General features: G+C 44.7%; 11 protein-coding genes and 1 pseudogene. 7 read left to right on the forward strand and 5 right to left on the reverse strand.

Going from position 1 to position 11,638, the window contains the following annotated elements; genetic code table 11:
* Positions 1–67 precede the first annotated feature (67 nt).
* The 4 genes from ACWA2B_RS00375 to ACWA2B_RS00390 are packed head-to-tail and all read right to left on the reverse strand — an operon-like array spanning position 68 to position 2,849.
* A complete protein-coding gene (locus tag ACWA2B_RS00375) occupies positions 68–1,786 on the reverse strand; it encodes an ABC transporter ATP-binding protein (protein ID WP_449291550.1) in 1,719 nt (572 codons plus the stop codon).
* Complete coding sequence (locus ACWA2B_RS00380; protein ID WP_029516178.1) at positions 1,786–2,349, reverse strand: GNAT family N-acetyltransferase; 564 nt, start codon at positions 2,347–2,349, stop codon at positions 1,786–1,788. The genes ACWA2B_RS00375 and ACWA2B_RS00380 overlap by 1 nt, the downstream gene beginning before the upstream one ends.
* Before the next feature lie 18 nt (positions 2,350–2,367).
* Positions 2,368–2,583, reverse strand: coding sequence for a DedA family protein (locus ACWA2B_RS00385; RefSeq protein ID WP_449291718.1), 216 nt, complete (start codon positions 2,581–2,583; stop codon positions 2,368–2,370).
* Positions 2,580–2,849 (reverse strand): DedA family protein, encoded by a 270-nt coding sequence (locus ACWA2B_RS00390; RefSeq protein ID WP_209949667.1) that lies wholly within the window; start codon positions 2,847–2,849, stop codon positions 2,580–2,582. Before ACWA2B_RS00390 ends, ACWA2B_RS00385 begins: the two co-directional genes overlap by 4 nt.
* Positions 2,850–2,984: 135 nt before the next feature.
* Between ACWA2B_RS00390 and ACWA2B_RS00395 the strand changes: the two genes are divergently transcribed.
* From ACWA2B_RS00395 to ACWA2B_RS00410, 4 genes are all read left to right on the forward strand, one after another.
* A complete protein-coding gene (locus ACWA2B_RS00395) occupies positions 2,985–3,827 on the forward strand; it encodes a MerR family transcriptional regulator (RefSeq protein ID WP_209949666.1) in 843 nt (280 codons plus the stop codon).
* Between the two features lie 435 nt (positions 3,828–4,262).
* Complete coding sequence (locus ACWA2B_RS00400) at positions 4,263–5,678, forward strand: deoxyguanosinetriphosphate triphosphohydrolase family protein (protein WP_069012216.1); 1,416 nt, start codon at positions 4,263–4,265, stop codon at positions 5,676–5,678.
* Positions 5,679–5,747: 69 nt separating this feature from the next.
* Positions 5,748–6,689: an MsnO8 family LLM class oxidoreductase gene (locus ACWA2B_RS00405; RefSeq protein WP_029516181.1), complete on the forward strand. Its 942-nt coding sequence runs from the start codon at positions 5,748–5,750 to the stop codon at positions 6,687–6,689.
* A gap of 24 nt (positions 6,690–6,713) precedes the next feature.
* Positions 6,714–7,700: a methyltransferase domain-containing protein gene (locus ACWA2B_RS00410; RefSeq protein ID WP_029516182.1), complete on the forward strand. Its 987-nt coding sequence runs from the start codon at positions 6,714–6,716 to the stop codon at positions 7,698–7,700.
* A gap of 4 nt (positions 7,701–7,704) precedes the next feature.
* Here the strand turns inward: ACWA2B_RS00410 and ACWA2B_RS00415 are convergent.
* Positions 7,705–8,662: pseudogene (locus ACWA2B_RS00415) on the reverse strand (D-2-hydroxyacid dehydrogenase).
* A 225-nt stretch (positions 8,663–8,887) separates the two neighbouring features.
* Between ACWA2B_RS00415 and thpR the strand changes: the two are divergent.
* From thpR to ACWA2B_RS00430, 3 genes are all read left to right on the forward strand, one after another.
* Entirely contained in the window at positions 8,888–9,463 is a 576-nt protein-coding gene (gene thpR, locus ACWA2B_RS00420; protein WP_029516184.1) for an RNA 2',3'-cyclic phosphodiesterase, read from the forward strand.
* A gap of 101 nt (positions 9,464–9,564) precedes the next feature.
* Positions 9,565–10,377, forward strand: a complete 813-nt coding sequence (locus tag ACWA2B_RS00425) for a cell wall hydrolase (RefSeq protein WP_029516185.1) — start codon at positions 9,565–9,567, stop codon at positions 10,375–10,377.
* A 155-nt stretch (positions 10,378–10,532) separates the two neighbouring features.
* Positions 10,533–11,216 carry a metal-dependent hydrolase gene (locus ACWA2B_RS00430; protein WP_029516186.1) on the forward strand — a complete coding sequence of 228 codons (684 nt, stop codon included), beginning with the start codon at positions 10,533–10,535 and terminating at the stop codon, positions 11,214–11,216.
* The last annotated feature ends 422 nt before the right edge of the window (positions 11,217–11,638 follow it).

Raw genomic sequence — 11,638 nt, forward strand, 5'->3', positions numbered from 1 at the left:
TTTAGTGTCTTTACTTTCAAAGAGAACACGAAAGTAACTTACTAGAAACCTTTTTGCATCCTATAGTCTAATCTTCAGTCAAACGACCATTATGCCAAAGTTGTTGATAATACGGATGTGTTTTTTGTAATGCTTCATGTGTGCCTTGACCTGACAGGCGTCCTTCTTCAAAGACAAGGATTTGGTCTGCACTTGTAATCGTGGATAATCGATGGGCGATGATGATCGTCATCCGGTTTTTCGTTAACGCTTGAAGGGCAAGCTGCACTTCACGCTTTGATTCGTTATCTAAGTTCGATGTCGCCTCATCAAGTAATAAGATTCTCGGACTTCGTAAAATCGCACGAGCAATCGCAATACGCTGTTTTTGACCACCTGAAAGCTTAATACCTCCTTCACCAACCTCTGTATCGAGGCGTTTGTCCAGCTGCATGACAAAATCATAGGCATAGGCTGCTTTTAATGCGGCAAGTACCTCTTGTTCGCTTGCTCCATTCGTCCCGTACATGACGTTGTCACGAATCGTTCCATTTAATAACGGTGCATTTTGACTTACATAGCCAAACAGCCCACGCCACTCTGTTAAGTTAAATTGCTCAATGTTTTCGTTACCATACAGTATCGCACCTGATGTCACGTCATAAAATCGTTCAATAAGGGAGAACATCGTCGTTTTCCCACCACCACTTCGGCTGACAAAGGCGGTCGTTTCATTCGGTTCTAACGTAAATGTCATGTCATTTAATACATACTTTTCATTATATTTAAACGATACGTTTTGGAAGTGGATAGGTAGTGGTGTAGCAGATACTGGTTTCCCGTCTTGTACTTCACGCTTCACATTGAGTGCTTCAACAATACGCTCTGTCGCACCAAGTGTTTTTTGTAAATTGGTAAAGAACGTCGCCATTTGTGTAAATGGCATAATAATTTGCACTAAATAAATCATAATGGCAACAAGCTCGCCTGAAGTGATTGCTCCTGTTGCTACCTGTGAGCCGCCATAGCCGAAAATCGCAATCAATACGACCATCATGAGTAGCGTCATCAGTGGTGAAAGAATCGCAACAATCTTCGCTTCCTTTAAACCGTACTTGTACAGCTGCTGAATTTGCTTTTTACCGCCTGCTAGCTCCTGCTGCTCCGTTTGCGACGCTTTCACAAGACGAATATTCGATAAAATACGTCCTAATCGTCCGCCAAAGCCTGCTAGCTCATCCTGATTTTCTACTGAGATGGCATACATTTTTTCGCCTAATGGATACGTCACAAAAATTGTCAGTGGCACAGCAATCAGGAGTAGCAATGTCATTTTCCAGTCAATCCATAGTAAAACAACAACGGCACCGAGGATCGCAAATAGTCCTGACACAAAGGACACGAGCTGCTCGGTCACAAACTCCTTCACGACATTTGTATCCTGCGTAATGCGGCTCATCGTTTCGCCTGATTCATGCGCATCATAATACGATAAACGTAAATGTAGCATATGTTCCCATACTTCTGTCCTTAAATTCGCGACAACCTTTTCACCTAAACGGCGCATCAGATAAAACGCAATGGCACTTAACATCGCTTGCACAATTAAAATCGCAATGACTGGCAAGAGTGATGTTACGGCAAAACCCGCATCTGAAATTTGATTAATGAGCTTCATCGTTAACAGGGGGACAGCAAGCCCAGCTGCAACCTCCACTAAACTAATGAAAAATAAAAAGACTAATTGCCCCTTCGCCATTTGACTGCGATTCATCAATGCCCAAAGCTGTGAGACCTTTCCTTGCATTACGCTTCACTGCTTTCTTTTGTCATGACCTTTTCAAAACGGAAAAACTCATAATCTGCATCAGATTCAGGCTCTTCTCCTTCAATACTCGGTCCTGGATTGCCTCGGTGATAAAACTCCACAATTTTAAAGCCACATTTATTCACATAAAAATGGATGTTCCGCTTTTCAAAATACGGTGTATGTAGCTCCCAAACCTTCGTCTTTGGGAAAGCTGCTTCTATCGCTTCCCATGCCTTTGTACCAAGACCTTTGCCGTGTGCATTAGCCTTTGTATACAAGAAGTCCACTTCGTTTCGCTGTGTGTCGGGATTAATTTTTAATACGATGCCACCGATTCTTTCGCCATTTAGTACAATTTGACGCACAACCGAATCTTTTGCAGTAAGTGAATGCTCGAAATCCTCATCGGATGGGATTGGTCCCATTTCTGTTGGATCCTCTGCTTCTTGAAAACTATCTTGTAACCCTTTCATAAATGCCTCTTGTAATTCTTCCTTAAATATTGCTAGCTCTTCCTGCGGTACAGGGGCTATCGTAATTTGTTCATTTTGTTTTGTCATCTCTAAAACACCTTTCTCTTAAACTGAGTAAAATATTCGTCCGATTGTTAAAAATAGTAGACTCCAAAGTAAAGCACTCACCCCAGCATATAGCATGTACGATTTTAGAGGCATATGTAAAATGCCACAAAAGTACCCCGTAACATGGTGCATGCCAGGAACAAAATAGCTGACGATAATGGCCGGGGATCCGTATTTTTGAATCCAGCGTTCTGCCTTATTACGCCATTTCAGTGAGAAACCAAACCATTACCAGGCCAAATTAGTAGTGGACTACCGATTCTTTTGCCTATTTCATAACTAACAAGCATGCCTATCAGTGACCCACTAAAAACAGCTAAGAAAGAAAAACTATAATGTAACAGCCCGATTTTCGTGAAATAGCCAACAAATAGTACCATCACTTCATCGGGAATCGGAAGGCTAAATAACCCGAGGGCAAGCACAATAAAAACCGCTGCGTACCCGTAGTTTTCAATTAATTGATCAATATACCCCATGGCACTCTTCCTCATCAACCTAAGTACGTTCAACACCTTAGTAATTGCTTGTCTCATTTATGTTTTCGTGTTATGTTCGCAAGGAATAGTGTAAGGTATGGAGTAACTCCAGAGTAAAGAAAGAAGTGAAAAGAGATGAAAAATACATTCGAAAAAACATATTTGACAGGCGAATTTGCCAAGTTACTTGAAATCAATAAAGATACATTGCTTTATTATGATAAAATCGATTTATTTAAGCCTGCAGGCACCTTTGATAATGGCTATCGCTACTACACATTTGAGCAGTTCGATCAATTTGTAGCGATTCAATCGCTTCGTGCAGTTGAGGTACCGATTAAAGAACTCAAAACGTATTTTGACGCGCCTAACGTACAAGCGTTACAACAATTAGCAATGGAACAGCAAGAAAAAGCGGCAATGGAAATTCAAAAGTTACAAGATATTCAGTTTTTCCTAGAACGAACGGTTGCCCTGACAAAAGAGATGGAAGAAGTATCATTTGGAGAAGTATTGATGAAGCAATTACCAGCCGAACCTGTTGTGTATAGCGACGAGAAAATAGATTGGTCGTCGTTATCAATGGGGGAACTTTACGAGCAAACTACGCCATTTTTAAAAAAGCTTGGGATTAAAAGTACAGCCGCATACGGTACTGTGTATACAAAAGAAGATTTTTTAAATAAGAAGTTTGAAGGCGTAAGCTACCTATTTTGTCGCCTAGATGACCCGTCAGCAAGAATGAAACCAGCTGGACACTACGCGGTCATTTATCATCAAGGACCTTATGATGAAATCTCACAGACTGAGACTTATAATACGCTACTCGCTTATTTAGAACAGGAGCAGTTAGCGTTAGATGGTGATATTTATGAGGAATATTTACTGCACTCGATTGCAGCAAAAGAGGAAAAAGATTATATTACAAAAATTAGTGTGAAAGTAAAAACGCGTGAGGCGAGTTATCAGCCTCTTTAAAGCTTGTTATACTTTACGTCTATCTTGCTAGATAGGCGTTTTTAATTTTTCAAAATCTCTCTCAACAACAAGCCTGATAATTAGGTGCATAATTAAAATGATAGCATTAGGGGACAATTCAACAGGTCTTAGTTAATAAATAATCTTCAACAATCGGGCGCGTTTATGAAGTAACGCTGTAGAAAATAATCAAACTCAAAACCATTAAATATAAAGTCTAGTTTTATTTTATTATACTATTTACCCTATATTAAGTTTTTTTGGACTTGTTTTTTTTATTACTCATCGTCTGACCACTGGCTTGGCTTGATAGGCGATAATGCGCTAGGTGAGATAGTTTGATGCTTACATATATAACTGAAAGTCATGTGAGCTTTCATGAAGCGCGAAAAAAATGTATAATCACTCCAATTGAGTACGTAGGGAGTGGGATTTATGACATGGCAGGACAAGAGAGAGCATCGGCAATTTGCGGAACAGACACGAAGCGACGCTTCACGGGCCGCATATGAACGGGATTACTCCCGTTTGATTCATTCACCGACTTTCCGTCGGTTGCAGGGTAAATCACAGGTATTTGGTGCAGGCACGGGCGATTATTATCGCACACGACTGACGCATTCTTTGGAGGTAGCGCAAATTGCGCGTGAAGCATCCCGAAGCTTGCTGCGCCGCCATCCTGAAGTAGAGCTGGAACAGGCAGATAACGCAGGACTGATCATTGACCCTGAGGTGGTAGAATGTGCTTCCATCGCACATGACTTTGGGCATCCCCCGTTCGGGCACAAGGGAGAAGAAGTACTGGACGGGATTTTGGATCAACTGATTGAAACAAAGGTAGAAAAGATATCCTCTGCCGGAGGCTTCACACTGGAGTCCAAGCGTGGACAGGAGGCCTATGCGCGTGAGCGACGAATTTATGAGCATTTTGAAGGGAATGCGCACAATTTCCGGCTGATTATGTTTTTGGAGAAGCGTGAGAACGTGGATGGTTTGAATTTGTCGGACGCTGTGTTACTGGGGATCAACAAATACCCGTACCCAGGGATTCTGAACAAAAAAGGGTTGTATCTGCATGAGTGGGAATATATACGTTCCATCCGCGAGGATTGGGGTATCCCTGATGGTAAAAAAACGCTGGAAGCCCAGCTTATGGACCTGTGCGACGATATCGCTTATTCTGCGCATGATTTGGAGGATGGGATTAAGGCTGGAAAAATCGAGGTACACGAGCACTTCTTGTATGATCCGTATTTAATTCGTCTGATTACGGAGAAAATCACCACGTTGGAGGATAGCTTCTGGCAAGGCTGGCAACTGGCTCAGATTGAGCAGAAGGTAGCGGCTGTACTGAGTGAATTTTTGAAGGTGTGGAATGGCAAGATGCCGATGTGTGAACACGATTATTCCCGGACCCGCCGTGAAGTGAAGGCATACTGGGTCAGTCTGTTTGTCAGCAGCTTGGGTGTCATTGATGATGGAAATTGGAAAAAAGTGACCTTTGTACGGGATGGAAACGAAGATTTGGATATGCTGCGCACGGTGAGTGTATTGAAAAGCTTTGCTTGGGTTACGATGATCCGCGATCTGCGCGTACAGCGACTGCAAAAACGGAGTGAGTGGATGCTCAAACGACTTTGGTTGGCTTTTCTGGACCCGGAAACATCCAAATCTATTATTCCAAGCGACTGGCTCCAGCGCTATGAGCGCGACCAAGCCAAGACGAAGCCGATCTGGACATGGGAGCATATGGTTATAGACTATATTGCAGGCATGACCGATGCTTTTGCTGAAAAAATATATAATGAGTTATACGGCCTGAAGGTGGGTTCCATTTATGATCTGGATTAACCTTTAAATTCCCCCTATATAGTAGAAGAAACTGGTTTGTAGCTGATAGTAGGAGGGAGGATTGTGTCTATGCCATCTCGGTCTTTATCTATAAAAAGGTTGAATCTCGGTGTGCTCGATATGGTGCCGTTGCTGCCCGGTAACCGTCCGGAGCAGGCGGTTCAACGAGCTGGCGAACTAGCGAGACAGGCAGAAGCGTGGGGATATACACGCTACTGGACCTCGGAGCACCATGATATGGAGGGGCTGGCTTCCTCCAGCCCGGAAGTGCTGCTATCTCATATCGGGGCGGTGACGAAGACAATCAAATTGGGTGCAGGTGCTATTTTGCTCCCGCATTATAGTCCAGTCAAGGTCGCGGAATGGTTTCATCTGCTGGCCGTTCTATATCCTGGCAGAGTTGAATTGGGTCTAGGGAGAGCACCTGGTGGGGGACCTCATGCTTCGATGGCACTGAGCGGCAATTTTCTTCAACATGTGACGGAGCTGCCACAGACGATGGAAGCTCTATTGGCTTTGCTGGAAGGTACTTACGAATATGAGCAGGTGCCTGTGTTTGCTCGGCCGATGCCTGAACAGCCGCCAGCAGTGTGGATGCTGGGCACAAACCGAAAAAGTGCCGAATATGCCGCCCAGTATTCAACAGGCTATGTATTCGGTCAGTTTATGAGTGAACAGCAAACGGAAGAAATGCTCAGCATTTACCGCTCCAGCTTTCAGCCATCCAACCGGATAGACAAGCCACGTACCATGGTTGCTGTAGGCGCAGTATGTGCCTTGACGGATGAGCTGGCGCAGCAATGGACTGCTCAGATTTCATTGGGCGACCCGGCAATGCGAGCCAGTTGGCTGGTGGGAACGCCGTCGGTTATTGCCGAACGGTTACGTGGCTTGCAGATTAAATATGATAACGATGAGTTTCTGTTGGTCACACCGATTCCCGATTATGAGCAGCGGCTTCACTCCTACCGTCTAATAGCGGAGGCCGTAAATTCTAGCCTTGATTCCTAATGAAAAGATGAAAAGAGATCTGACATGAATAAACAGAAAACGAATATCGATGAAATGAAACCAAGCTACGTGTATACCTATGCGTGTCATGAAACAGAGCGTGAGTTATGTCTTTTGGAATTAAAATGTTTGTTCGGTCAGCCGCCCGTGCAGGATTCCATCCTGTTGTCCCATCGACGGCTGGAACCGGGGACCAGCCCGTTTATTCATCTTCGGCTGGATGTAGTGACAGATGCGGGAACACTGGAAGAGCTATGCGAAGCAGCCTCTATGTTACAGCTTGAGGAAGGAAAGACTTTCAAGGTGTTGTGCCTTAAAGAAGGTGACCATGAGGCCGACTATGACGAGCGGCGCGGGATCGAACGCCGGATTGGCGCGCGTATTCATGGGCAGGCGCAAATGAAGACACCGGATATCACCCTTGGTGTTATTCGGATAGGACAACGGTGGCTACTGGGCAGGTGTCAGTATAGCGACAGATCGTGGCAGGAGCGTCGTCAGAAGCCGCAAAATTATTCTACTGGACTACCCGTTCTGGTAGCTAGGGCACTTGTGAATTTGGCAGCAACTGATCTAATAGCAACAAAGGGAGAACCAGGCTCATTGAAACTGCTAGACCCGTGTTGTGGTATGGGCAATGTAATGATTGAGGCATTGAGTATGGGAAAGGATATTCGCGGTTGTGATATCAATCCGTTGGCGGTGCGTGGGGCACGAGTGAATTTGCGTCATTTTGGATATGAAGAAGATCTAGTGAAACTCGGGGATATGAATAAGCTCGAAGGCACATACGATGCGGCCATATTGGATATGCCCTATAACCTGTGCTCCGTGCTCCCGGCTGATGAACAAAAGAAGATGCTGCGCAGTCTGAGACGCTTGGCCGCGCGGGCGGTGGTCGTGAGCACGGAGCCGATGGAAACATTGTTATCCGAGTCAGGTTGGACCCTTACGGAGCAATGTCGCATACATAAGACAGGTATGAGTCGGGAAATCTGGATCTGTAAGTAGTGTGTTAATACTGAGTTTTATAGTTAACCAAATTCAACGGCAGTTCCTGATCAGCGGCATAGGCATTCAAATTAGTAAGAAAAATATCTACCGCTCGTTCGGCGTATCGGTCCGTATCGCCTGCAATATGCGGTGTGATCAAAACATGGTCCAGACTCCATAGTGGATGTGACGCAGGTAGTGGTTCTTCCTCGAATACATCCAGTCCGGCAAAGGCAATATGCTTTTGCTCCAAAGAGCGTACAAGCGCATCCGTATGAACGGTTCCACCGCGACCTACATTAATGAAGAAGGCTCCCTTACGCATAGCTGCAAATGCTTTTTCGTCAAAGAAGTGGTGGGTCTCCTTGGTGAATGGCAATATATTTACCACGATATCCGCTGCTCCCAATGCATCGTGTAGTCGTTCGTTAGTATACATATGCTCTACATGCGGAGCTTCCTTACCAGAACGCCGGACTCCGATTACCCGCATGCCAAAGGATTCTGCAATCCGCGCTGTTTCACGGCCAATTTCGCCAACGCCTGTAATCAACAGCGTTTTGCCACGTAATTCCGTCAGTTGGCCTTTCGGTGGTTGCCATGTTTTCTGACGCTGCAAGAGAGCTGCTTGCTGTAAATAACGTGTATGCGATAGCAGCATTCCAAAGATCTGCTCTGTAATTGGAATGGCATGCACACCACTCGTATTCGTGAGTAAAATGTTACGCTTCTCCAATTCGGTAAGCGGTAGCTTATCAATCCCAGCCGACCAGGTTTGTATCCACTTCAGCTTGCTGTCTGGATGTAATGCATCTTCGGCAATATGCTTGGACCAGCCCAGAATAATCTCGGCTTCCCGGATTTGTTTAGATTCTAATTCCTGAGCTTTGCCAATAATCAACTCGTAGCCCGAAGCCGCTGCACGAACTTGTTTTTTTTTGCTCTTCCGTCAGTTGATGTAAGCTTAAAATGTTTCCCATAGTTCATAGCCTCCTCGATTTTTAATTCCTTGGAGTTTCCAATATATTCTGGCGAACCATCTTTTCAAGAATAACAGATTGCTGAAAAAATTGCATAAGAAGGATAAAAACGAGCTCGCGGTGTCACTATATATAACAACAAATGGCTTTACCCTGATTAGGGACAATCCAAACAGCTGCTTTTGAGATATCCACAAATATCTATAGCAAAGGAGGTAAAGGTTGATGAAAGATGAATCGCAAAGACTTTTTACAGCTATTGCTCTCCCAAATGAGCACAAGAAGAACTTACATCATTGGGTGGAGCAGGATTTGAATGATCTTTCTTTTCGCAAATGGGTTGATTTCAGAGATTACCACGTGACACTTCAGTTTTTGGGTGATGTGGAGACCTCGGTTATCCCGAAACTTGAGCAGGTTTTAGTTCAAGCGGCAGCTGAGCATCACCCGTTCACACTTGGCATTGGAGAAGCAGGTTTTTTTGGCCGTGAAGAATTTCCACGTGTACTCTGGAAAGGAGTGACTGGACAGCGAGAGTCGCTAGAGCAGCTATATCAGTCTATACTTCGTGCTACCAAACCCCTTGGTTTTAAACCTGAGGACAGACCTTATCGGCCTCATATCACCGTAGCACGTTCGTACACAGGGGGACAGCCCGTTCCAGCTTCTGTGTGGCAGCCAAATGACCGAAGCGGCGGGCCTTGGGAAGTGGGAGAATTTGTTTTATATGCAACACGATTGGGTCAAAAACCAATGTACCAAATAATTCAAACATTCCCATTAATGAGGCGAAACCCTTGATCTATCAGCGAATTTAGTGATATAGTGTTTCAGCGTTATTCAAAAAGCGCATTTTGGGTTACATATCTGAGGAATGTGCTTAAGTTAACGGGAGGAACATTATGGAAATTATTAAAGAACATCGTTGGTTTGCACCTCTTTTGAGTGTGCTGCTTGTTTGTATATTGGGGATAGGCCTCTACGCTGAGGTTCAGCAAACACAGAATAATCATAAAAATGCATCCATGCATTCTCTGAGCTGGTCAGGGAACTCTGCAGCTCCTACATATGGCGACAGGATGGGGACCCATAAAGGGTCTAACAGGACAAGCCCCATCTTTGTTGCTGCTCATGGGCAGCCAAGCTGGAAAGAAATCATGCCGACTCCGTTACCCGCTTCCCAGATGAAGCAGGCGGAACAAGCTCGGAATAACGTTGCTACAGGCAAGAAAAAGCCTGAGGTCCAGCATAGCAAGTCCGCAATCCTAACCCCTCCTACAACCATCTACTTTACGAAGACAAAAATGCTCACGCAGGATGACAAGGCGTTGTCTACCTGGAGCTATACTGTCTCCGCTAAAGAACTGCTCCTGCTGCAAAAAATAGTGATGGCAGAAGCAGAAGGCGAACCGTACGAAGGCAAAGTGGCAGTTGCCAACGTTGTCTTAAACCGGCTGCGGTCAGCCCCATTTCCCGATACGATTCAGGCAGTGATTTATCAAAAAGCGCAATTTAGTCCGGTCGCGAACGGGCGTCTTCGTCGTGTTCAGCCCAACCAGGACAGCATTCGTGCGGTTACTGCTGCTTTGAACGGCCATAAAGCCGTGCCTGATAACACCTGTTTTTTCCTGTCGCTTACGTTGGCCCAGGACCTTACGGTTCATCATTCCCGTACCAAGGTGAAAACGATCGGTCATCATACCTTTTATAAATAAAGGCACCCTTCTACAAATAACAGCCCTTTCTAAACAATAGGGTTCAGCTTTGTGAACGGATTTTGTGGTACAGGTGAAGCCAGAATGCAAAAGAGGTATAATAGGTAAAGGAAAGTAACCCAAATAATGAAAGTGACAAAGGAGGCGTAGATGAAATGAAAATCACATATTATGGACATTCAGTTGTACTGGTAGAGGCAGAGGGGAAACGGATTATTATTGATCCTTTTTTGACGGGAAATCCTAAAGCAACCGTACAGGCCGAGGATATTCAGGTGGATGCCGTGTTGTTGACACACGGTCATGCCGATCATTTTGGTGATGCTGTTGAAATTGCCAAGCGCAATGATTGTCCAGTAATCGCGGTCGCGGAACTGGCCGAATATTGTTCATCCTTGGGGGCCAAAGCTCACGGTATGAATCTGGGTGGGGGTCACCACTTTGACGGTTTCCATGTGAAATTCACACTTGCGTTTCACAGCTCATCTTTGACGGTGGACGGACAAACCATTTACATGGGAGAGCCTGCGGGGATTTTATTGACCATGGGAGGCCAAACCTTTTTCCATGCAGGGGATACTGGTCTGTTTGGCGACATGCGTCTCATTGGGGAGACTAACTCCATCGATGCTGCGGTATTGCCGATCGGAGATGGTTATACGATGGGACCGGAGGATGCACTGCTGGCAGCAAAATGGCTGCGTGCAAGTCGCGTAATACCAGTGCATTACAATACGTTCCCGGGTATTGAGCAGGACGGAGATGGCTTCTGTGATCGTTTGCACAAAGAAGGCATTGAAGGGAAAGCGTTGAAGCCCGGCGAAAGTCTCGAATTTTAATACGGATATCTGATTTGCGTGAATACACTAGATGGTCTATTAACTTATCGTATCTCCTTTGTCAGCCTTTTCTGTTCCTTAGAGGAATAGGAAAGGTTGTTTTTTAAAAGTGAATATTTATACATAAAAATGAGATAAATTTGCATTGATACGTTGAAGCTGTAATGTAAAAGATTTATTATCACAATCATAAAAACTTTGAATTGCTAACATGATAGGTCAATGATAAAATGATAGAACTAATTAGATTCATCAGTGGAATCGACGTATTTTTCAAGTCAAGCCATTGCATAATTATTGAAAAACATACGCATTCGGTGGACCGTACCGCCTTGAATACGTCACATGTTTTGTCCCCCATTCCTCGTAGTTGTTCTTTGAGTTACCTCTTGTTGCCACTGTCTTCTATTCGGCCGCCTGTA

The sequence above is a fragment of the Paenibacillus sp. CMM36 genome, from assembly GCF_053570945.1.

Excerpts from the sequence above, each read along its gene's own strand:
- ACWA2B_RS00375 (WP_449291550.1), bottom strand. The coding sequence starts at position 1,786 with ATGCAAGGAAAGGTCTCACAGCTTTGGGCATTGATGAATCGCAGTCAA.
- ACWA2B_RS00380 (WP_029516178.1), bottom strand. The coding sequence starts at position 2,349 with ATGACAAAACAAAATGAACAAATTACGATAGCCCCTGTACCGCAGGAA.
- ACWA2B_RS00390 (WP_209949667.1), bottom strand. The coding sequence starts at position 2,849 with ATGGGGTATATTGATCAATTAATTGAAAACTACGGGTACGCAGCGGTT.
- ACWA2B_RS00395 (WP_209949666.1), top strand. The coding sequence starts at position 2,985 with ATGAAAAATACATTCGAAAAAACATATTTGACAGGCGAATTTGCCAAG.
- ACWA2B_RS00400 (WP_069012216.1), top strand. The coding sequence starts at position 4,263 with ATGACATGGCAGGACAAGAGAGAGCATCGGCAATTTGCGGAACAGACA.
- ACWA2B_RS00405 (WP_029516181.1), top strand. The coding sequence starts at position 5,748 with ATGCCATCTCGGTCTTTATCTATAAAAAGGTTGAATCTCGGTGTGCTC.
- ACWA2B_RS00410 (WP_029516182.1), top strand. The coding sequence starts at position 6,714 with ATGAATAAACAGAAAACGAATATCGATGAAATGAAACCAAGCTACGTG.
- thpR (WP_029516184.1), top strand. The coding sequence starts at position 8,888 with ATGAAAGATGAATCGCAAAGACTTTTTACAGCTATTGCTCTCCCAAAT.
- ACWA2B_RS00425 (WP_029516185.1), top strand. The coding sequence starts at position 9,565 with ATGGAAATTATTAAAGAACATCGTTGGTTTGCACCTCTTTTGAGTGTG.
- ACWA2B_RS00430 (WP_029516186.1), top strand. The coding sequence starts at position 10,533 with ATGAAAATCACATATTATGGACATTCAGTTGTACTGGTAGAGGCAGAG.